The 26,299-nt window shown below is 49.4% G+C and carries 20 protein-coding genes, 1 pseudogene and 1 riboswitch; of the genes and pseudogenes, 4 read left to right on the top strand and 17 right to left on the bottom strand.

Annotation, left to right across the window (positions count from 1 at the left end; translation table 11 throughout):
• Nucleotides 1-10 precede the first annotated feature (10 nt).
• On the top strand, nt 11-1,060 hold the full coding sequence (locus BMY63_RS05775; RefSeq protein ID WP_091915334.1) for an NAD-dependent epimerase/dehydratase family protein: 1,050 nt from the start codon (nt 11-13) through the stop codon (nt 1,058-1,060).
• On the opposite strand, the gene BMY63_RS05770 is transcribed toward BMY63_RS05775, so the two are convergent.
• Nucleotides 1,049-1,858 (bottom strand): LicD family protein, encoded by an 810-nt coding sequence (locus tag BMY63_RS05770; RefSeq protein WP_091915322.1) that lies wholly within the window; start codon nt 1,856-1,858, stop codon nt 1,049-1,051. The two genes, BMY63_RS05775 and BMY63_RS05770, sit on opposite strands and share 12 nt — an antisense overlap.
• Nucleotides 1,859-1,951: 93 nt before the next feature.
• Here BMY63_RS05770 and BMY63_RS05765 point away from each other — a divergent pair, with 93 nt between their 5' ends.
• Complete coding sequence (locus BMY63_RS05765) at nt 1,952-2,980, top strand: hemolysin activation protein (protein WP_091915320.1); 1,029 nt, start codon at nt 1,952-1,954, stop codon at nt 2,978-2,980.
• An 8-nt stretch (nt 2,981-2,988) separates the two neighbouring features.
• Here the strand turns inward: BMY63_RS05765 and BMY63_RS05760 are convergent, their stop codons facing one another.
• From BMY63_RS05760 to BMY63_RS05750, 3 genes are all read right to left on the bottom strand, one after another.
• Nucleotides 2,989-4,128: an outer membrane beta-barrel protein gene (locus tag BMY63_RS05760; RefSeq protein ID WP_143065732.1), complete on the bottom strand. Its 1,140-nt coding sequence runs from the start codon at nt 4,126-4,128 to the stop codon at nt 2,989-2,991.
• Between the two features lie 83 nt (nt 4,129-4,211).
• Complete coding sequence (locus BMY63_RS05755; RefSeq protein WP_091915316.1) at nt 4,212-5,621, bottom strand: DUF6080 domain-containing protein; 1,410 nt, start codon at nt 5,619-5,621, stop codon at nt 4,212-4,214.
• Between the two features lie 11 nt (nt 5,622-5,632).
• The gene (locus BMY63_RS05750; RefSeq protein ID WP_091915314.1) at nt 5,633-6,643 is read right to left on the bottom strand and encodes an iron ABC transporter permease; all 1,011 of its coding nucleotides are present in this window, start codon (nt 6,641-6,643) and stop codon (nt 5,633-5,635) included.
• 207 nt (nt 6,644-6,850) lie between these two features.
• On the opposite strand from BMY63_RS05750, the gene BMY63_RS05745 reads away from it, so the two are divergent.
• Nucleotides 6,851-9,325 (top strand): glycoside hydrolase family 3 N-terminal domain-containing protein, encoded by a 2,475-nt coding sequence (locus BMY63_RS05745; RefSeq protein ID WP_091915312.1) that lies wholly within the window; start codon nt 6,851-6,853, stop codon nt 9,323-9,325.
• 66 nt (nt 9,326-9,391) lie between these two features.
• Here the strand turns inward: BMY63_RS05745 and BMY63_RS05740 are convergent, their stop codons facing one another.
• The 6 genes from BMY63_RS05740 to BMY63_RS05715 form a co-directional block, all read right to left on the bottom strand.
• The gene (locus tag BMY63_RS05740; protein ID WP_091900214.1) at nt 9,392-10,516 is read right to left on the bottom strand and encodes an ABC transporter substrate-binding protein; all 1,125 of its coding nucleotides are present in this window, start codon (nt 10,514-10,516) and stop codon (nt 9,392-9,394) included.
• Nucleotides 10,516-11,307, bottom strand: coding sequence for a DUF4465 domain-containing protein (locus BMY63_RS05735; protein ID WP_091915311.1), 792 nt, complete (start codon nt 11,305-11,307; stop codon nt 10,516-10,518). The genes BMY63_RS05740 and BMY63_RS05735 overlap by 1 nt, the downstream gene beginning before the upstream one ends.
• A 31-nt stretch (nt 11,308-11,338) precedes the next feature.
• Complete coding sequence (locus tag BMY63_RS05730) at nt 11,339-12,487, bottom strand: hypothetical protein (protein ID WP_256218955.1); 1,149 nt, start codon at nt 12,485-12,487, stop codon at nt 11,339-11,341.
• Nucleotides 12,484-13,656 carry a YncE family protein gene (locus tag BMY63_RS05725; RefSeq protein WP_091915309.1) on the bottom strand — a complete coding sequence of 391 codons (1,173 nt, stop codon included), beginning with the start codon at nt 13,654-13,656 and terminating at the stop codon, nt 12,484-12,486. The genes BMY63_RS05730 and BMY63_RS05725 overlap by 4 nt, the downstream gene beginning before the upstream one ends.
• On the bottom strand, nt 13,653-15,683 hold the full coding sequence (locus tag BMY63_RS05720) for a TonB-dependent receptor (RefSeq protein WP_091915458.1): 2,031 nt from the start codon (nt 15,681-15,683) through the stop codon (nt 13,653-13,655). The genes BMY63_RS05725 and BMY63_RS05720 overlap by 4 nt, the downstream gene beginning before the upstream one ends.
• 68 nt (nt 15,684-15,751) lie before the next feature.
• Nucleotides 15,752-15,933, bottom strand: a riboswitch (cobalamin riboswitch).
• A gap of 44 nt (nt 15,934-15,977) precedes the next feature.
• Complete coding sequence (locus BMY63_RS05715) at nt 15,978-17,285, bottom strand: hypothetical protein (RefSeq protein ID WP_177178387.1); 1,308 nt, start codon at nt 17,283-17,285, stop codon at nt 15,978-15,980.
• Between the two features lie 503 nt (nt 17,286-17,788).
• Between BMY63_RS05715 and BMY63_RS05710 the strand changes: the two genes are divergently transcribed.
• A complete protein-coding gene (locus BMY63_RS05710; RefSeq protein ID WP_091900218.1) occupies nt 17,789-18,121 on the top strand; it encodes a DMT family transporter in 333 nt (110 codons plus the stop codon).
• A 17-nt stretch (nt 18,122-18,138) separates the two neighbouring features.
• Here BMY63_RS05710 and BMY63_RS05705 read toward each other — a convergent pair whose 3' ends face one another.
• From BMY63_RS05705 to BMY63_RS05675, 7 genes and pseudogenes are all read right to left on the bottom strand, one after another.
• On the bottom strand, nt 18,139-18,942 hold the full coding sequence (locus BMY63_RS05705; RefSeq protein WP_091915305.1) for a carboxypeptidase-like regulatory domain-containing protein: 804 nt from the start codon (nt 18,940-18,942) through the stop codon (nt 18,139-18,141).
• A gap of 517 nt (nt 18,943-19,459) precedes the next feature.
• Entirely contained in the window at nt 19,460-19,762 is a 303-nt protein-coding gene (rhuM, locus tag BMY63_RS05700; RefSeq protein WP_256218954.1) for a RhuM family protein, read from the bottom strand.
• A 266-nt stretch (nt 19,763-20,028) separates the two neighbouring features.
• Nucleotides 20,029-23,532, bottom strand: a complete 3,504-nt coding sequence (locus BMY63_RS05695) for an Eco57I restriction-modification methylase domain-containing protein (RefSeq protein ID WP_091915301.1) — start codon at nt 23,530-23,532, stop codon at nt 20,029-20,031.
• Between the two features lie 17 nt (nt 23,533-23,549).
• A pseudogene (locus BMY63_RS05690) lies at nt 23,550-23,726 on the bottom strand (helix-turn-helix transcriptional regulator); the annotation flags it as partial.
• Between the two features lie 129 nt (nt 23,727-23,855).
• On the bottom strand, nt 23,856-24,371 hold the full coding sequence (locus BMY63_RS05685) for a hypothetical protein (RefSeq protein ID WP_143065730.1): 516 nt from the start codon (nt 24,369-24,371) through the stop codon (nt 23,856-23,858).
• Between the two features lie 416 nt (nt 24,372-24,787).
• Nucleotides 24,788-25,582: an HNH endonuclease gene (locus BMY63_RS05680; RefSeq protein WP_091915297.1), complete on the bottom strand. Its 795-nt coding sequence runs from the start codon at nt 25,580-25,582 to the stop codon at nt 24,788-24,790.
• A gap of 4 nt (nt 25,583-25,586) precedes the next feature.
• Nucleotides 25,587-26,297, bottom strand: a complete 711-nt coding sequence (locus BMY63_RS05675; RefSeq protein ID WP_256218953.1) for an OmpA/MotB family protein — start codon at nt 26,295-26,297, stop codon at nt 25,587-25,589.
• Between the last annotated feature and the right edge of the window lie 2 nt (nt 26,298-26,299).

Here is a 26,299-nt window from a genome sequence, read left to right as displayed (position 1 = left end):
AGACCACATCATGACAGAAAGAAATCCCTATCTTCAGGATATTGAAAGAGGTCTAACATCCCTCGACCTGACAGTCCTTAACGGCCACAGCATCCTTATCACAGGAGCCACCGGACTGATTGGCGGTTGCCTGGTCGACGTGCTGATGCACTGTCCCGCCAGCACTTGTCAAGTTTATGCGTCAGGGCGCAACGAGGAACGTGCCAGGAAACGGTTCGCACCTTACTGGGATGATAGTCGTTTCCATTTCGTCCAAGGCGACGTGACAACACCCCTGGACACCAACCAGACTTTCGACTATATCATCCATGCCGCCAGCAATGCCAGTCCGAACTTCTTCAAGGAGAAGCCCGTGGAGGTGATCAAGTCGAACATCAAGGGGGTAGAGAATCTGATGGAATACGGTCTCTCCAACGGCATGAGACGTATGCTATATATCTCCTCCGGTGAGATCTATGGTGAGAGACAACAGACAAATGCGGATGTTGACAACACGGATGTGTTTACAGAGACCGACAGTGGTTATGTGGACTGCGCCACGCCACGAGCCTGCTACCCCTCGTCAAAACGAGCCGCCGAGACGCTCTGTGTGGCCTATGCCGCCGAATACGGCGCCGATGTGGTCATCGCCCGTCCATGTCATACCTACGGACCTTATTTCACGGAGAGCGACAACCGGGTTTACGCCCAATTTATCCGTAACCTGTTGGCAGGGGAGAATCTCGTACTGAGAAGTAGAGGAGAACAGTTCCGCTCCTGGCTCTACGTCGTAGACTGTGCCTTTGCCCTGCTCACCATCCTGTTAAGAGGCAGCAAGGGAGAGGCATACAATGTGGCCGACGAGCGGTCGAACATCACCATCCGTCAGTTGGCAGAGCTACTGGCCGAGGCAGAAGGCAGACAGGTGGTCTTCGACATCGACGAGACGAACGGCAATACGACACCTATCTCCCGTGCGGTCTTCTCAACGGAGAAGCTCGCACGACTGGGATGGCAGTCCCGCACACCGATAGCCGAAGGACTGGCTCATACGCTGGCAGCCCAGCGCCTACTTCGTTAACTCCGGGATGATGACTACCGAATGGAAATGCCGCTTCTCCACAGGCGGAATCTCCATATAGTTTCCATAGATATTTCGCAGATACTGATCGGGATCATGGGGAGCAGGGAACTCCGCATCCTCGAACCTGACCGTCGACAACGGCAAGACCGTCGCTTTATCGTGTGTGATACCATAGCCGTTCATCGTGGGGATATTCGCATAGCGTGTCGATCTGCAACAGAGACTAAGCATCTTCCATATAGACTGATAGACCAACAGTTGACCACCGAACCAGAAGAACTCTGCCACGGCACGCAACGAATAGGTATGGGGATGATGCAGGATAGAGTTGCTCTTCGTGATACCCTTGGCCAATCGTTTCGTCCACGATTTCGGAATGTCAGGATGCCGCTCAAAAGGGAAGATATCCACATAGATACCCTTTACATATTCGTTCACAAAACTGTCACCTTTCTCGATGTAGAGAGAGTTCAGATCACGGATCTTCACCATCTGCTCCTTCACATTCGGATCCGTTGTCGGTGTCTGAAGGAACAGACCGTCGGGCAACTCACCTTGTGCGATTCTCGCAAAGCGTTTCATGTCCTGATAGTCCATCGCAATATCGATGTCATCATCCCAAGGGATGAAACCGCCATGACGCACCGCACCCAACAGGGTACCGCCGTCGAGCCAGTAGCTGATACCATGCTTCCGACAGATACCATCGATCACCTTCAGAATCTCCAGCTGCCTCAGCTGACAGACCCGTAGGTTGGGCTGAGAAAAAGCCCGTAGTTGTTCCTGATAGTCCATAACTATTGCAAAGGTACAAATAATTGCGCAAATATATTTGTCTTTTCTCCTATTTATTCGTATCTTTGTGCTCAACTTCTTGTATTTCCCATCATGAAATATCCTGCTAAGACCGATATCGCTGTATTGCTACTCTTCTTCACCCGGAGTGACACCTTCGCTCAGGTCTTTGAGGCCGTGCGCCTGGCACGTCCCTCAAAACTGTTCCTCTATCAGGACGGTCCTCGTGACGAACGGGACATGGCAGGCATCGAAGCCTGCCGTCAGATTGTCAGCGACGAGCATATCGACTGGGAGTGTGAGGTACACCGCCGCTATCTTGACCATAACGAGGGCTGCGACCCCTCCGGCTTCCGTTCTCATCAGTGGGCTTTCTCTTTGGCCGACAAGGTCATCGTGCTCGAGGACGACGTCGTTCCGGCACAGTCGTTCTTCCCTTTCTGCAAGGAGATGCTCGACCGCTACGAGCACGACGAGCGTATCTCGATGATTGCCGGCTTCAACATCGACGAGACGACCACCGACTGCCGCAGCGACAGTTATTTCTTCACATCGGCCTTTAGCATCTGGGGCTGGGCCTCATGGCGACGGGTCGCCCTACGGTGGGATTCCACTTACAGTTTCATGCATAATCCTGAGACATTACGGAGACTGGAGACCCTTGCCAAGGAAAGGAAGCTACGTAGCGACATGCTCCAAATGTTCCACGACCACAGTCAGAGCGGAAAGGAGTACTTCGAGACCATCTACTGGGCCGACATGCTGCTCCACGACTGCCTAGCCGTCATGCCCGCGAGAAACCAGATCAATAATATCGGCCTGACCACCGACTCCACCCATTTCTCGGCAGACCTGAAGACCACGCCCCATCGTCTCCGTCGGATGTTTACAATGCAGCGCCATGAGCTGACGTTCCCTCTCACCCATCCCCAGCAAGTTGTAGAGCACACGGCCTATCTTGACCGTCTCTACCGTGCTAACGCCTGGAATCACCCGTGGATCAAGATCCTAAACTCCCTCGAAGAACTATGGCTGAATCTCCGTTACGGCAACCTCAATAAGATCAGGCAGTCCATCGGTCGCCGCCTTCGCAAATGGTGCGGCACCGACAGACATGTTTGATGATATTATCAGAAACAGAAGCCTGCGCCCACCGTGACTGATGACATCGTGTACTCTATATTATAACGATTCTTACGATATTCGTAATTAGCAAAGAGGCGTAGCGTATATTTCCACAAATCGATATCGACACCGCCACCGGCATAATAACCAAACAAAGCACTATTAAGATCAACATTATAATGCTCTTCCTTCCCACCAAACTCATAGCAAGTAAGCAGACCGGCACGAATGATGGGCGACACCTTGCATCTCGAGAAGAAACGATAGGCAGGTCCTATGGACAACTCTCCCATGGTAAACTTCATTTTATAATAGTCGGGCGTCGTCACATTTAATCTCGTACGAGGCTCCTTCATATCCCAATGGCTCAACTGAACAAGCGCCTGCATAGAGATATTTTTGTTAAAACGAGGAAAGAGGAAATCAACACCTACTCCTATCTGAGGGGTCGACACCGAACTGTTAGGACGATTATCAGCTTTCTCTATTTTGAACTTTCCAGACAACATACCTGCTTCTATTCTGAAGCGCGTCTTCACCAAAGCAGACTTCTTCTCATTATACCAGTATTCTATGCACTCGCCAGATGATGGACAGAACTCCTCCACATACTCCTTGGTAAGCTTCATCAGACGACTTGGCTCACAGTCGCTCTCCCATAGCTTATCAACAGTCTTGGGACTTTTAGAAAAGAGCTGGACGCCCTCATTCATACCCTCACGCTTAATCCTATTGATCTCTACAAGTGTTCTGTACTTACTCCTATCATCATTCTCATGCGTATCATTCACCACAGACACCTTGCCTTCCTCATCCACGAAATAGAAATAGTCGATACCCTCTTCCATATGATGGAACAGACTGATGGCGCCTTCCAACAGAAACTCTGCAAAGAAGGTCTTTTCCTCTCCGTTCACAGGGAAAGTACGGGTGATGTAATAGATACCACCATCCGCCAGTCGATAGCCTTTGATCTCCTGGGGCGTGTACTTCTTGAAGGCTTGCTCCTCGTCGGCACGGAACATACAGATGTATGCATTCTTTGAATCTCCCCGATAGTCGATGACACCATGGATCGTATCATTATGGTTCGTAACGATGTATCCCTTCTGAGGATTCACTTTGGCCACTGCGGCCGTTGCCACAAGAAGCAACGACGACAGAATAACTGTTTTTTTTCATTTTGACTTATTGTTGATTAATGGATTGATAATTAGTTGATTCATGTTCAGATGGTTGACTGGATGGGCGACAATAGGAAGTCGACCAACGGGATACCGTTATATAATATAAGGTAAAACGATAACAGCACGATGGTTGCCCGTAACAGGAAGTGACAAATGCCACAGGTGTTCCTGAACAGATAGGCGATGGCAAACGGAATGGTGAAAAGCCAGTGGGGTGCCATAATGAAGATCTCGTTGAGACCAAAGCCTAACACCAGATGAATACTCATATCGAAAGCGAAACACGATAGCACGAGCCATAGGAAGCGCTGTCGCCTGCCGGCCCACAGTCCTACCAAGAACAATAACACGATGACGCCCTCTATCACATAGCAGACGCCCCAGTCGTAACTTACGAAGACAGGACGGAACACCAGCGTGTCGCCCAGGAAATGCTGGCGATGGAACTGGATGGCCTCACCAAAGAGATTCTCGTAGATCGACCTGATACGCGAGGTGGAGGTGTCAGTCCAACTTAAGAAGCCTACCTTCTTCATGGGCGTACCCGACTTGGCAGCCTGACGGGCAAGCACCTGCTTGCGCTTCTCCTGCTGCTCTCGCACCATCCGTTGCTGCTCAGTCGACATCGAGGCGATTGCCTGCTCACGTTCCGCCGCCTTTTTCTGCTTCGCAGCAGCACGAGCCTGTTCTTTAGGCCATACATAGGTACGGTACTCCCAACAACTGACTCCCCACATCAGGGCAGCAGGTATCAGGACGCCCAACAGCAGATAACGTAGACGGAAGAAGTGCCTACCGTTGACGAAAAATCCGGCAAGGAATGTCTTAACACCATTGCTCAAGGTGACGCCAGCCGTGAAGAAGAACATCAGCGCACTCTGCCACCATGCGAGTTCCTTGTTTCGCACAAGGCACTTGCCCGACACATAGAGTGTCAGCAAAAGCAGGAACATGGAAATGGTGAAATGGTCGGGAACGATGACCGACAGCATGATATAAGCCATCGAGAAATAGAACACCGACATCAGCGTGGCATCGAAGCGAGTCAACAACAGGATCTCCCGGTGGATACGATAGGTGAACAGATAGGAATAGAGTGAGCACACCACCAGAAACAGCGCCACGATATACTGCACACAGTTTACCCCCAGCAGCGCCGACAGTCCGCTGTTCAGCAGATAGAGCGGATAGATAAAGAACGCCAACAGCGGGTGACGATAGACATTATAGACCGTATCCCAATCGGTCACGCCCAGATAGGTGAGCGGATCATAGCCTGAGAGATGCAGCTCACGCTCGAAGGTCTTCCAATAAGGGCCAAAGCCCTCCTGCATGAACAGGTCGTGCATCCGCCAGATGAACAAAGCGTTCAATACGATGATGAGCACCAGGGCCACCAAGGCCTGTATACGTTCCTCCGGTTTTATCCCAAACAGTTTGAAAGGTTTCATATCTGATATGTTTATCGTTTTCTCGCTATCACATAGATGATGACTGGTGCTCCGATGAGCGGTGTCACAGCATTCAAGGGGATGACCCCATGCTCACCAGGCAGGTAACAGAAGATATTACAGAGCAGCGCCACTACCGACCCACAGAAGATGGTGGCCGGCAGGAGTTGACGGTGATTATCGGTGGTCAGCAGCAGACGAGCGATATGAGGCACCGCCAGACCGATGAAAGCCACAGGACCACAGAAGGCCGTCGTGATGGCAGTCAGCAGACCCGTCACAACAAGCAGCCAGTTACGGACGCGCAGGATGTTCACCCCGAGGTTCTCCGCATAGCGGTCACCAAGCAGAAGAGCATTAAGCGGTTTGATGAGCAGAAGGGCTCCGACAAGTCCAGCCAGCGTCACCGACACGAAGACAGGCATGTTCGCCATAGACACCCCACCAAAGGATCCCATACCCCAAACCATGTACGACTTCACCCCCTCGTCAGTGGCGAAGAAGTTCAATAGTGAGATGGCCGAATTGGAGATATAACCGATCATGATACCGATGATGAGCAGCATCACATTGTTCCGCACAAGGGTGGAGAAGAAGAAGATGACCGCCATGACCGCCATCGCACCGATGAAGGCCGCTATCAGGATGGCCGCAAAGCCACTGATGCTCACCGAACCGACAGAGAGACCGCCCCCAAGAAGGAGCATGACCAATGCCACACCCAGTCCGGCTCCACTGTTGACACCGAAGATGCTCGGTCCTGCCAACGGGTTACGAAAGGCCGTCTGTAACATCAGTCCGCTGACGGCAAGAGCCGCTCCGCAGAGAGTTGCCGTGATGGCCTGCGGCAGACGCGACTGTAGCACAATAAACTGCCACGACGCCTTCTCGGTCTCGTCGCCCATCAAGATGCGCACAACATCGCCTGCGGGGATCGAAACCGACCCCACCATCAGGTTCATGGCGAAAAGTACGATGATCAATAGCACCAATCCCCAGCAATACAGGACGCCTCTATTCATCTTCCTATATTATTTGGCCACAAAGTTACGAAAAGTCGAGCGCAAAACAAAGAAACGAGTTTCTTTTTTTGCCGAGACGAAGTAACTTCGCGGTCGGATGACCGCAGAGTTACGAAAAAACGAGAGCAGTACAAAAGAAATTAGGCAGATTATCAAAGAAAAATGTTATCTTTGCACCCTGATATCATCATACAACAATTTGTGACAATGAAGAAGAACTTATTAATGGCAGTCCTCGGACTGATCAGTATCGGTGCCCAGGCACAAGATACCAAACCCGCCATCCCACGCGACGCGGCATTGGAGGCAAAGATTGAAAAGACCCTTTCCAGGATGACACTCGACGAGAAGATCGGGCAGATGCTTGAACTGAACCTCGACGTGATGGGAAAGATGACCGTAGAGAATGCGAAGGTCGACCGTGAGAAGGTGCGGTCCGTACTCCAACAATATGGTGCCCCTCCCAAGGAGACAGAGGCACTGCTGAAGATGACAGACCAACAGATCATCGACCGCCTTAGCAACTACCCTGTGGATATCTACCAAGGAGAGACCAGACGCGTCTGGCAACTCAACGAGACCATGCTCGACACCCTGATCTCGAAATGGAAGGTGGGCTCCATCCTCAATGCCCCTGGCACCCGTGCCGCCACCGTAGACCAGTGGCAGCAGTGGATCCGACTGATCCAGAAGAAATCGATGAAGTATATCGGCATCCCTGATATCTACGGACTGGACCATAACCATGGTGTCACCTACACCCAGGGCGGCACCCTCTTCCCCCAGCCCATCAACCTCGGTGCCTCGTTCAATACCGAACTGGCACGGACTGGTGCTGAGATCACAGCCTACGAGAGTCGGGCGGCCAACTGTCCGTGGGTCTATAACCCCGTGGTGGACCTGAGCCGTGACCCCCGTTGGCCACGTGTCTGGGAGAGCTTCGGCGAGGATCCCATCGTCAACGCCAAGATGGTGGTGGCAGAGATCCAGGGCTATCAGGGCGACGACCCCAACCATATCGACCGCTTCCACGTAGGTACCAGCACGAAGCACTACTTCGCCTATGGTGCCCCCTGGACAGGTAAGGACCGTACGCCGGCCTATCTCTCTCCGCAGATGATCCGTGAGAAATACTTCGAGCCCTTCAAGCAGGCCGCCCTTGCCGGCACGCTGACGATGATGGTCAACTCAGCCTCCGTCAACGGTGTGCCCCTGCATGCCAGCTATGAGTATCTGACGAAATGGCTAAAGGAAGACCTGCAGTGGGACGGTTTCCTGGTGACCGACTGGGCCGACATCAACAACCTCTTCACCCGCGAGAAGGTGGCGAAAGACAAGAAGGATGCCATCCGCATCGCCATCAATGCAGGTATCGACATGTCGATGGACCCCTATAGTGTGGAGTTCTGTATCCTGCTGAAAGAGCTTGTCAACGAAGGTCAGGTGAAGATGGAGCGTATCGACGACGCTGTGCGCCGCATCCTCCGTGCGAAATACCGCCTCGGCCTCTTCGACGAGCCGAACACTGGCGGCAAGGGCTACGAGAAGTTCGGTAGCGACGAGTTTGCCAAAGCCTCTCTCCAGACTGCCGAAGAGAGTGAGATACTGCTGAAGAACGAAGGTATCCTGCCGCTTGCCAAGGGCCAGAAAATCCTGCTGACAGGTCCTAACGCCAACCAGATGCGCTGTCTGCACGGTGGTTGGAGCTACACCTGGCAGGGCTCAAGAGCCGAAGACCTCTCCGAGAAATATAACACCATCTACGAAGCCCTCTGCAACAAGTATGGCGAAGAGAACATCATCCTCGAACAAGGTGTGACCTACAACGAGGATGGCGCCTACTATGCCGAGCATGCGCCCGAGATCGACAAGGCTGTGGCAGCTGCCGACAAGGCCGATGTCATCATCGCCTGCATCGGCGAGAACAGCTACACCGAGACACCAGGCAACCTCACCGACCTCTGGCTCTCCGAGAACCAGCGTAACCTCGTGAAGGCTCTGTACAAGACGGGTAAGCCCATCATCCTTGTGCTCAACGAGGGACGTCCGCGCCTCATCGCCGATATCGAGCCCCTGGCCACAGCCGTGGTCGATATCCTGATCCCAGGCAACTATGGTGGTGATGCCCTCGCCAACCTGTTGGCTGGCGACGCCAACTTCTCTGGTAAGCTGCCTTATACCTATCCCCGAGAGATCAACTCACTCAACACCTACGACTATAAGGTCAGCGAGGAGGTAGGGACGATGGCAGGAGCCTATAACTACGATGCGAAGGTGTCGCTGCAATGGCCCTTCGGCTATGGCCTCAGCTACACCACCTTCGAGTACTCGAACCTGAAGACGGATAAGACCCACTTCACAGCCGATGATATCATCACCGTGACGGTCGATGTGAAGAATACAGGCAAGACCGCCGGCAAGGAAGCCGTCCTGCTCTACTCGAGCGACCTCGTGGCCTCTATCGTGCCTGACAACAGACGGCTGCGCGACTTCACGAAGATCGAGCTTCAGCCAGGGGAGACGAAGACCGTCACCTTCCTGCTCCCTGCCAAGGACCTCGCCTTCGTAGGTGCCGACGGGCGCTGGACACTGGAAGAGGGCGACTTCATCCTGAAGGTCGGCAAGCGGACAGTCAGTATCGTCTGCGACGCGACCAAGGTGTGGGACACCCCGAATATCTAAACAAAGACGTCAGCATAGAAGAAGTTCCTGGATGCCAATATCCAGGAACTTTTTTTTGTAAGGCCCTCAGTTGGCCGACAACCTCTGGTAATAACGCAACGGCGCCAGTCCCTCGATCTCTGGATGAAGGATCCGGATAATATCATTCAGCAACCAATCGGGCCGGAAGGGCGACTCCTCATAGAAAAGACTCTGTTCGACGTTACAGCCATAGACCTCCTTTTCGCGGTAAGCCTTGAACTGGTCGTAGCCATGATGCTCGGCCTTCAGCTCACCATAGGTGATCGGATGGTCACTACTATAACGGAACAGCCACGTGTCGGCATCGCCAGCCTTCTCGAGCACCGACTCGAAGGGCAGGGCCACAGAACCACTGTGTGTGTCGCCGACCCAAGGGTAACTGCCATTGGCATCAGTCAACATCTGTCCGAGCGTGCTCTTCCCACCTGGCACATACCACACGCTACCCGTCACCTTATCGACCAGCACCCGCTTCTGTCCTGCAGCTTTCTGTGCCAGCGCCTTCAAGGCATGATAGCTGCTGTCAGTCACCTGGAACAGACTGTCGGCACGCCGCTCACAACCAAAGAGCATACCGTAGAAACGGATCCACTCCGCCCGCGCGAGCGGTGAGGTCTCCATATACTCCGCACACTCCACGATGGGGATGTCGATCTCCTCCAGTTTCCCGTAGCCGCCACTATTCTCAAACGGCGAAAGGAAAAGAGCATCAGGATGGCGGTCGATGATCTTCTCGATGACGGGATTCATACCGTCGCCCACATCGATCATCCTGCCCTCTCGCACCTGCTCCTGAATCCAAGGAATCTTGATATACTTCAGATCGGCCACCCCAGCGATTGCGCTCTGCTTGTCGAATGCCATCAGCATCGCACAATGCACGGTCGAGAAGATGACCGAGCGCTCCAGTGGTGTGCGCACCACCGTACCTTTCGGCAGGTGTGGCGGCAACGGCTCGTCCTTAGGCACGAGCACATACTGGTGGAGCACCATCCCCTCCTTCCACGGGTTCTTCAGCGTCGCTACGGTATAACCGTTGTAGCGCACCACCGTGAGTTGGGTGGCATACCTGAAGGTGACGGTATCACCCTCCCCTGTAGAGGTCGCCGTCTGCCGACCTCCACAGGAAAGGAGCGATAAGAGAAAGAGCAGTCCTAATACCTGCTTCATTATTTCTCGTACTCAATCACGATATCATCGATACAGATATAGGTCGGTGTGGTAACACCATAATCGTTTTTCTTGGTACCCAAAAAGCCGAAGCCAAGAGACGTGATATTCTCGAAGGCCTCATAATCGCTCAGGTCGCAATACTGCCAGGTCTTTACATAGTCACCATCCTTAGCCAGATCGATCCCGAGGTGAGCACCACCCACGCCCTCAGCAGGTGTGGGATAAACCTCGCACATGAACCAGTCGTCAGCCTCAAACTTACCAGGTGTCATACCGTCACCATTAAGGATGGCGTTGACCGTATAAGAGCTGTTAGTGTACCAGAAGCCCTTCACCGTGACAGGACGGTCGAACTCAATCTTCTCACCGTAAGTCTGAACGATGGCGAAGTTCTTACCACCATGAGCCTTACCCGTGATATTGTTGAACTGATCAGGCATACCCTCTGGTGTGAAGTCACCAGCGGTGAAGCCAGTCTCTGTGCGGTTGGAAATCGCATAACCAGTCCAGTAAGAAACGCCGAAGGTCGTGTTGAACTTCACAATATCCTCCTGATAGGCGCACGGATAAGTCATGCCACCCCAGCCATTGTCAACACCCTGTTCGTTGACCTCTCCGCACCAGAAGCCCTTATCGTTGAGCGCCTGGTTCTCAAAGCCGATCGTAGCACTCACGATCTCCGGCTCCTCGGGAGGAAGGACGGGATTATCCACGTTATTACAAGAGGTGAACGACATGGCGAAGCCACAAGCAAGGGCAGCAAGCCCGAATAATTTGTTTGTCTTCATAATTGTTTTGTTTTAAAGGTGAATAATATGTTTATTGAATTATCACTTTCTTCCTGTTACTGATATAGAGCCCCTTCCGTCGCGGCACGACCTTACGGCCCTGCAGGTCGTAGACCACCTGCGGCCCGTTGGTGTCGACACGGACACCCTTGATGCCCGTCGCCTGACGGATGGCCTCCAGTGAAGCCTCCAGATGGATATCCTCGGCACCCATCACCTCCGTGGAAGTCTCCCCCCACCACTCAGGCTGTGGACATTTCTGGTTTAGTCCTGTATACACCCTCACGAAGTCGATGAAGTCGAGGGCTACAGGCTGCCGCTTCTCATCGACAGCCCAGCCGATATCGATGCCACACCCCTCGTAGTTATACGATGTCGCGTCAGCATTATCGGTGAAGTTAGGCAGGTTGTCGGCATACCCATAGCGGAAGCCTACGAGCACAAAATAGTAAGGACTCCAGTTGGCATCCACCTCGTGGGAGAGGTTCACCATGTTATCCGGCAGACGCGTACCGCGGAAGGTCAGGTTGTCAGGCAGCCACAGAGGGTAGTACTCCTGAGTGTGGTAGTGGTTCCTGTCGACGGTGCCACTTGCACCCTGATTGTCAGTCCAGGCGATGTCGCCCATCGGGTTCTGGCGATAAGTCACCTCATAGCCATAGACCACCTTCCCAACACTGTCCACATCACAGCTACCGCTGATCTCGTACCAAGGGTCGTCAGGCAGTCCGTTGCTGTTGACATCCTTCGACACCATCACCACCCCAGCCTCGTTCATCCCACCGAACACCAGGTTTCTCATCTCCTGATAAGCATTGCCCCATACGGCGAAGTCGCGCTGTCCAGGGATATTCGCGATAGAGTGGTCGAAATGGAACGTGATATACCCGCCCCAGCCGCCGAGCGCCACGATATGAGCATCAGGATCCGCCGGACTGTGCCCAGCCAGTCGTTCGTTACACTTCTGTATCATCGTCTCCTCCGTGTCGCCCTCCTCGTACTCCGGCGCGTCGTTGACATACTGTCCAGGTGCCGGCCTGTACTCATCGACCGCCTGGATATACTTCGAGTGAGCCACCCCCTCGTCCATCCGCTGTGCACTTATCGGCAAAGCGGAGGGCAGGCCGACAGCCAACAAGCCCGTCACCATCCACACCTTATAATATCTCATTCTCTTCATTCCTTTTTCTCCTTTCTCAGAAACACCGCATGCGCAGGGATATCGCCCGTCGTCACCTTCCAGTCGAAAGTACCATCCGCCAGGAAGTGGAACAGTTCGCCGCTCGACGTGTAGTTCTTGGCATCCATCAGATAGAAGTCACGCTCATGAGGGTTGACGATGATACCATACGGCATCCGTATCTTCCCCATCTCCGGAGCATCCGACAGACAGGTGCTCACCACCTGATGCGTGGCCACATTGATGATGCCGTAGGTAATACTGTTCTTCTTCGTGACCTCGTTCCACTGACTCCCGTAGAAGTAAAGCGAGTCGCCCACGATGCAGAGATCGCTGACAGGCTGGTCGATCGTACCGCCCAACCGCATCTTGCCGTCGGCCCCTCTCTCCAACCAGTAGATGCTCGAAGCGAGGTTCATATAGTTGCCGCGCGAGGTCACCCACAACTGTCCGTGCCTGTCGGCCTTCAGGTGGTGCAGGTTCGGCGCCACCTCTATCCTGTCCGTCTCCCGCATGGTCGTGAGATCCACCACGCTCACCGTATGCTCGTAGCCCTGTCCCGTCATCCCCTGATAGCCACCGCTGTTGGCCACATAGAGCCGTTTGTCGAGGATCGCCATCTCCTCCGGCTGATAGCCCACGCTGACGGAGTCGATCTTCTGCAGCGTGAGCGTGTCCACCTGATAGACGCTGCCCAACGGACTGTTGCTCGAGGCATACTGTGTGCCCACATACGAGCTGACATACGCATAGCCCCCATGGAAGGACACATAGCGGCAGTTGGGTATGTCCACCTTGCCGATGCGCACCGCGTCAGTGGCCCGTGCCACCTCCACCTTGTTCGAGCAGTTGACGACGAGCCACAGCCGCGACCCATAGATCTGGATATCATTCCCCACGTCGCCCAGCGCCATCACCGTCGTCGGGTTGCGCGAGGCATAGATGTTACGCAGGTAGTGCACCGTCTCGTCGTTGCCCGACAGATCCAGGTAGTCGAGAGTCGCCTTGTTCGATCCCATGTTCCCCTCGTTGAGCAGGTACATCCCCACGATCTCACCCTTGACAGCCTTTCCTCCCGTATTGATATCCTCGAACGGCACCACCATCACGTCGTCGCGACAGGCGACGAGCATCAGCAGCATACAGATATATGGTATCAGTCGTCTCATATCTCCACACTCAGGGTTATCGTATAGTTCCTGCCAGGCATGGGGTAGTTCACGATCACCTCATAATCCTGTCCCAGCACATTGTTCACATCCAGATGAGCCTTCCACAACACCTTCTGCCAATGGAATCGGCAGGCGATGCTCAGGTCGCTCGTGTACCACGGCTCCATATGGTTATAGAGAATATTCTCCTGACTGTCGTAACGCTCTCCCGCATAGATGAACGAGTAGTTGAAGTCCCAGTTACGGTAAGAGAGTCCCACGATGGCCGAGCCCGAATGCCAGGGGATATAAGGAATCTGGTCGCGGTAGTAAGACGTGGCAGGGTCCGTCACGTCACGGGCATCCTGGTAGGTGTACTGAGCCCGTGCCGTCGCCACCAGCTCCCGTCCCACCTGGAAGTCGGCCTCGGCCTCCACGTCGACACCCTTGATATGCACCCTACCGAGGTTCAGCATCGTCCATCGGAACTGCTGTCCCTTGGGGTAGGCCACGATCTTGTCGTGCACCGTATTGTAATACACGTCGAAGTGCATCTGCGCGTGACGCACGATGCCCTCCATGAAATGCTTGTTGAGCACGAAGCCCGCATCATACTGCAGGGCACTCTCCGGCGTCAGACTGGCGTTACCCATGTCGGTATAGTAGAGATCGTTGAATGTCGGCATACGGAAGCTCTTCTTCACATACGCCCGCATCGAGAAGAAGTTTCCACGGAAAGGATAGACGTTGACGAAGACTGCCGGCGTGAGCTTCGACAGCGAGCGACTGGCGTCCATCCCTGCAAAGGCACCCCGCCGATGCGTCCTGTCGTTGACGAATGAAGCCAGCACCGAAGCCTGCGCCTTCAGATGCCTGTAGTCGATCGCCGTAGCCAGACTCACCAGATGAGACCTCCTGGTCGGATAGGCGAAGTTATAGATGTCGGCATTCAGCTTGTTCCACTTGAAGTCATAGCTCAGCGAGGCACTCCAGTTAGGCAACAGCTCCAGCACGTTCGCCGTCGAGAGATACAGCTCCTGCTGCCGATAGCGGTTGTCCACGGGCAACTGTGTGGTGTCCTTGTTCACATAATGCGTGTTGTAGTAGGCATACTTCGCCAGCCACCGAGTGCTGAACCCCTCGCCCACGTTCTTGTCGAAGGCCGCCTGCACGAACGTGTTCAGATCCTGCTGCCGCTCCCCGCGCCGCCACACGTTGTTCACGATGGCCCCAGGGATGCCTCGCGCCGAATGGTAGAGATAGCCCTTCACCTGCCAACTGCCCTGATAGAGACGCCCGTAGAGGTTACCCTCGACACGCTCGGCATGGATATCGCCGTTCTGTCGGATGGCCGTGGTGTCCCATGCCGTCGTCCCGTCGGGGTAGCGGCGCTCATAACGGAACTTATACTTTCCGCTGGCCGTCAGGAAGCCTGTGCTCAGCGACGAACTGACGGTCTCCGACAGCCGCTGCTCCCATAGTGTCGAGAAGCGGAACATATCACTCGACCCATACTGCGCCTTCAGTCGCAGATGGTAGTCATGCCTCGTGCCCAGTGTGTCGTGCCTGGCGAAGTCGGGCGCCTTCGTACGGATATAGACAGAGCCCGCATGACCGAAGTCGCTGGCAGGCTGGAAGATCGCACTCTTCTGCCCGTTGTAGAGCGTCACCTCCTCCACATTGTCGAGCGAGAACTGCCCGAGGTCTATCTGTCCGTTCTGCGCATTCCCCAGAGCCACCCCGTCGTAGGAGATACCCAAGTGATGGGTTCCCATCGAACGGATGTTCACCGTCTTGATGCCGCCCACACCCCCATAGTCCTTCAGTTGGATGCCCGAGAAATAGCGCAGCGCGTCGGCCACGGAATGGGTGTTCAGCTTCTCCAGCTGCTCCCCTTTCAGCTTCTGACTGGGCACCACCTCACGCATGGCAGGACGGGACACGACGACGATCTCCCGTATGTGCTGTACGGAATCCAACTTGCCCTGTGCTGTCGTATGAAGACATAAGAAACAAGACAGTAGTAGTAGCGATGCCCTTTGCATCAGGCGACACGGTTCGCTCTTCACTTCCACTTTTTGTGTTCCCACCCCGCCTAACCCCAGAGGCGGAGCGAGAGGCTTTTCCATCGGCAGGTCTTCTGACTTCACCATCCGGCATCAGACGTCTTCCCAAAAATCTCAGTGACATTTGTCTGTGCCGATAAAGACGGTTTACAGCAGCGGGACTGTCCGGGATTCTCACCCGATTCCCTTTTCATCACCCAAAGGGTGAACCGATTCGTTTGCAAAAATAAATAAAAACCTTGAAAGTAGGAAATATATTGGAAAAAAAACGACCTATCGCAGCAGTCTGTGGCCGAGATCATGCTGATGACAGGCCGCCATGATCTGCTCCACGACCTCGTCCATCACAGGCACCTCCACCCTGTAGTAGGTCGGATAGTCAGGACAGAGCACCACCAGGTTCATCCCCCCGACACGGATGCCGTAATCCCTCTGGAGCATATAGCGATACAGGTTCTGTTGGATGCAGTAGTGATAGAAAGGCGTGTCAGGCAGACTGATACCGTTGAAGCCCGTCTTCCCGTTGAAGCCCTCCGTCAGCGGCACCCCCGCCGCGTCGACCACCTTCCCGCTCCGCTTCCAGTCGTAGATGGTGAACGAGCCGTCGTCCTCACGACAGATCATGTCAACCGTCCCCGCGATGTTCAGATCCAGGTCGTAGATCGGCCATTCCTGGCGATAGGGACGGATACGATGCTCCTCGACGAAACGCAGGAAATGCGCCTTCTCCCGCTCGATGCTGACAGGCACCGTCGCCTCCCCGTCGACAAAGGAGTAAACAGTGTCGAACACCCCGTCGCGGAAGTAACGCTCCGTCTGCAGGTGCATGAACGTGCCCACCTCACTGGCCATCCGCCGACAGCGGTCCCACCTGTCGAGCATCTCCTCCACGTCCGCCCCGTAGCGCTGCCACTGCATCTCCGCCGTCTGCAGCGCGTCGAACGCCTCGAAGAAATAAGCGATCAGACTGCTCACGGGCAACAGCCGTTCTCGGCCGTCGTAGGTATAGACATGCTCGTCGGCCATGAAGTCGATATAACGGTCCTGCTCGTAGCGCCCTGCATCCGTGAAAGAAAGCATCTTCTGCGCCATCTCCGCCGTCCGTGGCAGCCGCGCCACCAGCTGACCAGCCTCACGCTCCTGACTGTTCTGAGGCACGACCGTCGGCACCAGTCGCGGCGGTTCACCATGCCCCGCCCCTCTGGCCGCCATCTTCAGCGCCTCGTTGTCCGTCCACCGCCTCACAGGCGACAGCCCCGCCTCGGCCACCGCCTCAACGGCCGCCACCTCAGGCACCAACGCCCTCACCAACTGCACCAGATACGCGGCACAAGCCATGGGCTGCTCCACCACCTGTCGCTCCGCCAGTCTGACGACCGTCCACCCATGACGGTTCAACACCCCGTCGCGGTAGTCGTCGCCACAGCCGATGGCATGTATCACCCTGCGCGTCTCCGCCGTATAAGGCTCGTCGATCTCGATGTCGATCCGCACGCCAGCACCGTCATCCGCCACCAAGGCGAGGTCCATCTCCACAGGCGGCTGCTGTGCGGAGATGTTCAGACACACATCCGCGAACACCCCGACCGTCTCAGGTAGCCAAGCCCGTAACCGTTTCAGAAGCCCCAGCGCTGCCTCGTCCGCCGCCCGCCTACGCCGACGGAACGGATAGACGATCGCCCCCCGCTCAGCGAACCTGACGATCGGATAGCACCCCTCGGCCACCTTTGCGAACGCCTCCGGCACCTGGTAGTCCACACGCTGCTCCTGCCACCGCTCGGCATAGCCCGTCGTGCAGTACATCCCGTTCAGATGCCGCCTCTGCTCACCGAGCCACTGCGCCCACACCTGTCGCTCCGCCTCGCTGCCCGCCTCAGCCAACACCACCCCCGCCTCAGCGAACAAACGCTGAGCCTGTTCTATCCGTGTCGCCTCCGCCATTTCCACAGCCTGCTCCACCAGCGCCCTGAAGCGCGCTTCCGTCATCAGTCTCTTACTCATTTGCCCACAAAGGTACGAAAACTTGTCGATTTTAGCAAGAAATGTTGATGGTTTAGCGGAAAAGTCGTACCTTTGCCCATGTTATGAATCATTTTATCTATCTGCTGCTTGCCATCGTCTTCGAGACAGGCGCAACCTCGCTGTTAAAGATGGCAGAAGGCTTCACCCGTCCTCTGCCCACCGTGGCCTCCCTGGCCTGTTACCTCGTGTCGTTATACTGTCTCAGCATGTGCCTGAAGACGATACCCATCGGCGTGGCATACGCCATCTGGTCGGCCTTAGGCATTGTCCTTGTCACCCTGATAGGCATCTTCGCCTTCAAGCAGACGCCCGACTGGGGAGCCATCGTTGGTCTCACCCTGATCATTGCCGGCGTCGTGGTGCTGAACCTCTTCTCAAAGATGACAGTACACTAATCCCACATCATCAAGGTCTACCACCTCAAACCCTTCATCGAGATGCCGAGCGTTGCGGGTAGCTTTTTGGTCTTCTTTGTGTTCAGGTTCCTGACATATCCGCTTCGAAGATAGGCTGGGAAATTGATGATGCCCTTTCCGTTGGAGTCAACCACTGCCACACCAATATAGTAGGTGTGTCCTTTCTTCAGGATGATCTCCTCCTTCACATCAACCGTTTGCTCGGTGAACTGTTGCTTGTCTGAGAAATTCAAGTATATGGGTTTGTGCTGAACGGGGACGAATTGCTTGCCTTTTACCTCGTAGACGATGATTCGCAGCACACACCGAGTATAGGTACACTCCTCAACCTTAAAGTTAAAACTCTTAATCAGATAATCCCTCTTGTTCTTAATGATCGGCCCGAGGTCATGGGTCGCGTATTTCGTATTGCGAAACGACACGTCGCCAGGCATCTTCATCCCTTTGTGCGAGACGGCCTTCTCTTTGAGTTTCTTGTTGGAGATGACAACGTCCGACAGTTCGTAGACATCCTCTTCTAACTGGATATCCAACTGACCTGTCTTATAGCTCTCATAAGGAATCTGCTTGGTACGATAGCTGATATGATGGACGACCATCTGATCGGTATGCCCTTTCGGCACCTCCAACTCGAAGTTCCCCTCTGCATCAGATACCGCATACAGACTGTCCACCCGTATGCTCACATATTCGATACCCTGTCCGTAGCTGTTCGATACCTTACCCCTCACCTTTACCTGTGCCGAAGCCGTCAGCCCCCCGCACAGGATCAGTGCTATAAAACAAATCCTCTTTATCATATCATCCTGCGATTGTTGTCTGCAAAATTAATACATGATACGGTATAAACAGCATTTGTTCCGCATTATTTGCGAAGTTTTGCAGATGTTGTGTTTTTTTATCCAAACACTTTTGCCGTCCTACTATCTTCCATCCATGATCTATCGGCAAGAAAAAAACACGCTGCAAGACGATAGGGCAAAATGTATTATGAAAATATATACCACCTATATACTACCGCTGTAGAGGATCGGACCCCCGTCCCGCAACGTGCTTATATCAACCCATTATATTCTTGGGATTACTGTTTTCGTTTTTCGAGCGCAAAGATACAACTTATCTTGGAAGCCTCCAAATATTTTTAGGGAATTATATTTATTTCGGTGGTATACTTTTAAATTATTATTTGGTATACTTTTACGTTATCATTTACACTATCACTTTTACTAATCCAATAATAAGAGGATTATCAGTATGCAACAAGCCTTCAACTTGTTCGGGTACTCGCTCGCTACTTGTTCGGGTATTAAGATTGGGTTACTCTTTCCATTCGGCTGTAGGATGTATATGCAGATAGCGGTTACGCAAATCCCACTTTTCGCCAAGCAATAGGTTACGGAAGAAACGCTCCAGATATTGAGGTGAGTAATCAATGCCTTTTACTGCATTCTTATAGTTAGCCCGCACCAAAGCATGTAAATAGTAATTGAAAAGTATACCACCATAATAATCGAAAAGGGTACCACGCTTGCTGTGAACCCGATAGCCCACTGAAATAATGACATCAAGACTATAAAATGGAACGGGCTTCTTTACCCCATTAACGTGTAAAAAATGCACGTTATTCTCATCTTTTTCGAGTTCACCCTCTCTGAATGCATTTAGAATTGCTTTGAATTATCGAAAAAAGTTTTTGTCTACTTGTCCAATCAAAGCTTGATGGGATCATTTGGGGAACATTTAACCCACTGACTATCGACATTACTGCTGAAAATCAGTGGGTTTATTCGTTTCGTTTTCAATCTTGAAAAGATGAATTGACTAATCAATGTCATCTTCATCAAGTATCCTTTCTAAATCTTCCTCATTTGGTACACCATAGGTCGTCATTTTGCTCTATATGAAGAGAGTTTTTGACCTTCCTCTTTCTTTTTATCAATGACTTTGTCTTCTGCATACCGATATAAAACAGAAGCAATTGACTTATCTGGTGTTTTGCTATTACCTATGAAATAGCCATGCTCAACCATATACTGATATACTTGATTGGCATCAGCCCAATCGTTCATTTCCTTAATCGCATTTAGCGTAGATTCTTTAAGATTCATATTTTCTTTAAAAATTTTAGGTATAATTCTATTCATCTTTATAACGCACTTGTCCAACTTGTCTGAATCAGAGTCCTTGAAATATTGGTGCGCCTTCTTAGATAATGTTGCTAATCTTACGTGAAGAGGATTTGTCTCATTAAATTCTGGAATAGAAATCTTATCAACCACATCTGTACCCTTATTTGTACTTATTGTGTAAGATTTAATAATCGTTTCAACTTGCTCTGAATTTATAACTCCACATACATAATATGCTTCTAATTCAGAATCCAGAGGAACGAACAATATCTTAGAGTCAGTAACGACTAACTTATTTCCAAGATATGGATCATCAATTGAAGATACTACACAGCACTTAATTGATGTCCCTTGTTCTGCCCATAACACATGGTATGGCTGAAATGTATATGGCCCTACATTATCGAGCTTATACCATGGATATTTATCAGGGTTAAAGAATTTTCCACTTCTACATCTGGTTTCAAATAAGATGTCGTGCCAGTTGTCAAACAACCAATTGTAAGTGCGTGGAAGTTCTGTCCTTAGAGTTGCATCGTCAATACCATACTTGGTTGAGCTAACCGAACTGTCAGAATGAGGCACGATCATATAGAGATATGAGTCAATACCCCAACTCTTTATATTTCGACCACCAACCATTGGATATACACAATCCTTCTCAATGACACCAGGTCGTACACCAATTTTTTTAACATCTTGAAGCCTTGATCTTTCAACAAGGTTTTCAATTCTGATAAATCCTTTCTTTTCTTCTTTGATATCTACAAGGTAAACACCCTTTGCGCCACATGGCTCAATACCTTTTCTTCCTTCATAGTTAGAACCTCCAAGATAGAGGCGAGAGTCTTTCATCATCTTGCTATCCATAGTAAGCCAAGGACTCCTTAGATCGCCTTCTTTTACAGGTTTTGCCCAAAGAATCTGACGAACCAACTTGTCTTTAACGTCTTCGTATGGATCATAGCTGTCAATTTTCTCCCCATCTTTGATATTGTATAGGAAGTACTTATCCATTGGATATTGGATTTTCTTTCCCTTTCGGAAAAAATAAACAGCCGTTTTATTTGTTGCGATACCCCTAAATGGGTTCACATTAATCATGTCATGGAATTCCTCAATAGCAATAGGTATTTTCTGCCCATCACGAGTAATTTCAAACTTTCGAAATCCTTCACCGCCTTTGAGACCCTTGATGAACGTCTGAGGCAAGACATAACATGCCTGACCTTGGTCTTTTAGATAGTGATCTATAGTAACATAGGTAACAGCCATGGCAAAATCATCATGACTTGTTTTCTTGTCATAGGGTGACTTTTCAAAGATACCATAAGACAGCCAAATATCCAACGACAAATCACGATAGCTTTGGGACATGGCCTTCCATGCTATCCAAGGTGGATTTCCAAAGATGTAGTCGAACTTTTGTTGGCAAAATAATGGAGCAAATGAATTCTTAAGTATGATTGGCCAGAATCCATCCCTTCCTGACAAATGCAAACTCTGGAGTTGATTGAATAAAGTAACAGAAAGCTTTTGCTCTTCCTCTGACAGTTCAATTCCATCCATTTTCGACAAGACAGTTAAAAACTCAGTATGCGTTTTATAATCTCTTAATATACAATCTGATAGTCTGCGAAGATACTTGTCGTTTTTTATTCGTGTGCCAAGTTCTGGAACTCTGAACTTTCCTACATAAGTTTCAATCTCAAAGCTCTTGCCATTATTTCTTTGCTTTGCATGAACAGTTGGCACCATGACACTATCACACATGTAAACAGGTATAGATATCGCATGATCTAATTCGGTAATATCCCCCAGTGACAAGATATAATTACCCTTACCCTGAATAACAGCAATTGGGTTTATATCAAAACCCACAAAATTGTTGGTGATTTTATCGATTAACTCTTGATGTGATAAAACGTTCTTATATCGTTCAACGTATCTTTTGATAGCATGAGTAAGGAATACGCAAGAACCACATGTCGGATCCAGAATACTTTCGTCCTTACCAACATTCCATCCACTATTTTCTATAGTGAAATCCACAAGCCATTCAACCGTGTAGTATTCTCCCATTAAATGGCGTAAATCCTTTGGCATCAAACTTTCATATGTCTTTTTGAGAACATCGCCAACTGATTCTGGTTTAAGAATGCTTACAGTTGTCTCAAACTTATCCAACTCCAGTAAAATGTCATTGATAAATTTAATATCAAGGTCTTCGAGCATTGTAAACCACTCGAAGAAATGAATTTCAAAGAAATTATCAATGTACTGTTCAAACAAGTCTTTTCTTCCATAAAAAACTTCTCTAACTTCACCTATATGCTTTAGGCTATCTGTTTTTGAGTTAGGAAGTTTCAACGATGCAAAAAGATTTTGAATAATCAACTTAATAATGATGCTATAATAAGTTTGTATAACAAACAGGACCTTAATTACATCATCATTCGTGCTCATTTCCTCAATCTTATAGAGAGATTTAATAGCAGAAACGTGTTTTACGAAATCCGTTTCTTGTTTCTCGTATATTTTACCAAAGATTCTATGCCATTCCTCAAATAATGTTCTTACACGACTATTAGTATGAATATTCTTATTCAGGACGGTATACAAATAAGAAATAGTATTTTTTGATAAATCGGTCGATGAAGAGAAAACATTACAAAGGTTTTCCGATGTCAGCTGCATACGATCTGTTGAACGGACATAAAGCAATAAACGCTTCACACCACTATCAAAGTCAAGAACTTCACTTGTTTCAAATTCTACTGGGAATGTAATATTCTTAAACTTCTTAGGGAACTTCTTCGTCTTTCCATCTTCAAGTTTTGTGCCTATTTCTGATTTTTTGAAACGACAGAAAACAAACTTATCACCATCGAAACCAACTCCCACTTTTGAAGTAAGCAGGTTCATGAATAATAATTCGTCATTATGGCAATTGTCTAAAGAAAAGTTTATGAGGTAATGATAAAGACCATGATCTTTTTCATCACGTCCCCACAAAGACTCGTTCACGCCTTCTTTTGTCTTGAACAATTTTAATTTTTTGAGTTCGACTATTACGTCATTATAAATACTGTCGGCTCGACCTCCATGAATTGACGTTCTTTCATTTGACGATTGAATGTCAAGATTGTAATGCTCGTTTACTCCATGTATAAAGATGTTTATCTCTCTTTTTACGTCATCTTCCGATTTTGCAGATTTACAGTTTGTCTTGAACTTGTCGATTATTGTTTGAATGTTCATATCGTAATAAGGAAGAATTAATTATCTATTTCGTTTAATAAATCATTCATTTCAACTTCGAGTAATCTTGCTATTGATTTCAAAGTCGGCACATCTGGTTGAACGCTATTGTTACACCATTTGCTAACAGTACAAGCTGACTTGCCTACTTGTTCTGCAAGCCACTTACTGGTTTTGTCTTGTTCTGCAAGAACTGCTTTGAGTCGATTTTACTTCGCCATAATTCAATGATGTTAAAGTTTGGTGCAAAGATAACAAATTATCCGTGTATTGACAAAATATCAAGGAGGAAATCTGAGATGAACTTGCAGATCATACTTTGTCTACAATTCGTCTGATTCACTATAAATTTTCTCTAATTGCAGATTCTTGTCCGAGTAAATAAGCGTTACTCCCATTATATCATTATATGGTTTATATGACAGTCGAATTCTTGTTCTATAATCAGAGAAAGTTAACTCTTCTTCGTCTGACAAAGAACTCATGTAATAAGTTGAGTATTTTTTTGTTATGTCTTCTTTCAATCTTCTCCAAAGGATATCTTGCCTCTCTTTTAAATTATAGTTCTCACCGTCCGAAAAATAGACCAGATATAGCACCCCTTTGTGAAACGAAAACGCAGCAAAAGGCCAAGTATTTCCACCGAATCTCAGATTATGAACAAAATATGAATCATCATTGTGTTTTTCTATTTGCTTTCCCTTTGCTTTAAAGTATTTAACGACTTCATTTTCTGGAGTTACACCTAGGGTAAAATCAAAGAAATGTCTTTGAATCTGTGCATATCCGCTCAGATTTACAAGAAACGCCAAAAGGAACATTAGATAAAACTTTCTCATATCAACTTATTTTAGGTTTTTAATTCTCTGCGGCTTTGCCATGCAAAGATAATGAATTCTCCGAACTCAAACAAATTTTAAAGAGGAAAGAGGTATAAACGTCATGAAAAAAAGGCTGTACCTATGATAGTACAGCCATTTTTGGTTTCTAGTGGAACTTCGCAAATGCCTTCTTGAATAGATCATAGAAAAGGTTTGCTATCAAACCACCGATGACTGAAAGAAAAACAATTTCCATAAGCCATAAGTGTGGCTAGCTATATTTGGTGGGGCTGCATCACCACAGTTTGCCCCGAATATACCACTATCAATGAATGATAGGGTTAGTGTGATTCAAAGTTATATTTTCAAGATGCGAATAATGATATCTACAATATTGTTTCAATATCTTGTTTATATCTTTATCTTACTTAATTCTATTCACGCGGATATTTCTTTTCAAAATCATCAAAGATTATACGATTAGCTCCCGTCGTCAAGTTCTTATGATGAATCTCGTCTACCTCGGAGTGGCAGCGTAAACATAAACATTGAAGGTTAGATTCTTTGTTGTTCAATTTGTTTGCATCCTTGTGATGGCAATGTATATACTGTCTGTCAAACATGTCGTCAATCTGTAAACCACACTTCTCACAAGTGTAATTGTGAGATTCACGATAGGACTTACTTATGTAATCCCAGTCTCTCGTATATCCAAAAATATCGACCTCTTGTATTTCCTTTTCTTCTTCGTCTCCTCTAGCCTGTCTCAGAAGCTCAACAAATTGTGAAGATGTAATATCACCATATTGGCGAATCTGATTTAAACAGTATTTACACAATGGTAAATCGTCAACCTCTTCCTCGCGGTATCTGTTATCCATATTCTTGACAGGGACAGGGTCTGAATTTGCTCTGACATAGTGATCACGGAAGCCACCACTTTCTATAAAATCGTTAATGATTGTACATTTACATATATGAAAGCGTGGTTTGCCATAGCGTTCCAAATGATAGTCTCGCTTATAGAGAAAAACTTGCTGTTTTAGGTCGCCAGGACCTATAACATAAATAGCATCTGGTGCTACATCAAGTTCACCTTTGCTTATGGAGTCAATTGTTACTTCTTCGGGACGTATCTCTCTGTAGCCCTGGGCATTTTCGACAATATAACCTAGCTGTACTAAGTAATTGCGTAGGGATGAGAAATCGTATATCGGTTCTTCTTCCATATTGCTAGGGAATTAGGCTGTTATTCTTCTTGACAAAGTTTTCTAAGATTTCCTCACCCGTTGTTACGATCCGAAACTCCACACGACGAGACTTTTCTTTGTCTATAGGATTGCCAGACAAAGCAGTATATTCACCATTGCTATCTACAGCCTTTCCGTATGAAAGACCATTCGATGTAAACCAAAACTCCAATTTGGCTCTTTGATCATCAGTATATTGCTGATAAAAGGGCATATTCTTTATGTATTCTAACACACTATATGAGCGTAACTGAGAAAGCTTTATGTTCGCCATAAAGGGGTCCTGGTCAAACTGTGGTGCAGGAACATTGTCCGTATGCCCCTCAATTCGTATCTCCTGTATTCGGCTGGATAATGAATCATTCAGTAGAATATTAAGATAACGTGGTATAAACTCATTTAATATGTCGCAAAAAGCAGGTGTCAGTTGATATGATCCTGTAGCGAATAGAACTTGTGGATTATTAAACTTCATCGATAGGTCTTTTCCTACTTGCATCTGCCATTTCGCAGTATCGCCTTCAAATTCCTTAACCAGCTTGTCATGCAGATGATTTTTAGTGTCTACATAATCAGTAAGAACTGTCTGGTTCTCGTTTACCTGAATCATGTAGGCTATAGCCACAAACAAGAAAATGACCATGAGGCCCGTCATAAGGTCTGACACCGACATCCATACATTATGCTTTGCCATCC

This window comes from Prevotella aff. ruminicola Tc2-24 (genome assembly GCF_900110895.1).
Classification (GTDB): Bacteria; Bacteroidota; Bacteroidia; order Bacteroidales; family Bacteroidaceae; genus Prevotella.
The sequence above is the reverse complement of the archived record's forward strand: the minus strand, read 5'-3'. Positions and strand labels throughout refer to the sequence as shown.

Excerpts from the sequence above, each read along its gene's own strand:
- BMY63_RS05695 (WP_091915301.1), bottom strand. The coding sequence starts at position 23,532 with ATGAACATTCAAACAATAATCGACAAGTTCAAGACAAACTGTAAATCT.
- BMY63_RS05765 (WP_091915320.1), top strand. The coding sequence starts at position 1,952 with ATGAAATATCCTGCTAAGACCGATATCGCTGTATTGCTACTCTTCTTC.
- BMY63_RS05685 (WP_143065730.1), bottom strand. The coding sequence starts at position 24,371 with ATGAGAAAGTTTTATCTAATGTTCCTTTTGGCGTTTCTTGTAAATCTG.
- BMY63_RS05710 (WP_091900218.1), top strand. The coding sequence starts at position 17,789 with ATGAATCATTTTATCTATCTGCTGCTTGCCATCGTCTTCGAGACAGGC.
- BMY63_RS05725 (WP_091915309.1), bottom strand. The coding sequence starts at position 13,656 with ATGAGACGACTGATACCATATATCTGTATGCTGCTGATGCTCGTCGCC.
- BMY63_RS05680 (WP_091915297.1), bottom strand. The coding sequence starts at position 25,582 with ATGGAAGAAGAACCGATATACGATTTCTCATCCCTACGCAATTACTTA.
- BMY63_RS05775 (WP_091915334.1), top strand. The coding sequence starts at position 11 with ATGACAGAAAGAAATCCCTATCTTCAGGATATTGAAAGAGGTCTAACA.
- BMY63_RS05750 (WP_091915314.1), bottom strand. The coding sequence starts at position 6,643 with ATGAATAGAGGCGTCCTGTATTGCTGGGGATTGGTGCTATTGATCATC.
- BMY63_RS05730 (WP_256218955.1), bottom strand. The coding sequence starts at position 12,487 with ATGAAGAGAATGAGATATTATAAGGTGTGGATGGTGACGGGCTTGTTG.
- BMY63_RS05745 (WP_091915312.1), top strand. The coding sequence starts at position 6,851 with ATGAAGAAGAACTTATTAATGGCAGTCCTCGGACTGATCAGTATCGGT.
- BMY63_RS05735 (WP_091915311.1), bottom strand. The coding sequence starts at position 11,307 with ATGAAGACAAACAAATTATTCGGGCTTGCTGCCCTTGCTTGTGGCTTC.
- BMY63_RS05720 (WP_091915458.1), bottom strand. The coding sequence starts at position 15,683 with ATGCAAAGGGCATCGCTACTACTACTGTCTTGTTTCTTATGTCTTCAT.
- BMY63_RS05705 (WP_091915305.1), bottom strand. The coding sequence starts at position 18,942 with ATGATAAAGAGGATTTGTTTTATAGCACTGATCCTGTGCGGGGGGCTG.
- BMY63_RS05770 (WP_091915322.1), bottom strand. The coding sequence starts at position 1,858 with ATGGACTATCAGGAACAACTACGGGCTTTTTCTCAGCCCAACCTACGG.
- BMY63_RS05740 (WP_091900214.1), bottom strand. The coding sequence starts at position 10,516 with ATGAAGCAGGTATTAGGACTGCTCTTTCTCTTATCGCTCCTTTCCTGT.
- BMY63_RS05755 (WP_091915316.1), bottom strand. The coding sequence starts at position 5,621 with ATGAAACCTTTCAAACTGTTTGGGATAAAACCGGAGGAACGTATACAG.
- BMY63_RS05675 (WP_256218953.1), bottom strand. The coding sequence starts at position 26,297 with ATGGCAAAGCATAATGTATGGATGTCGGTGTCAGACCTTATGACGGGC.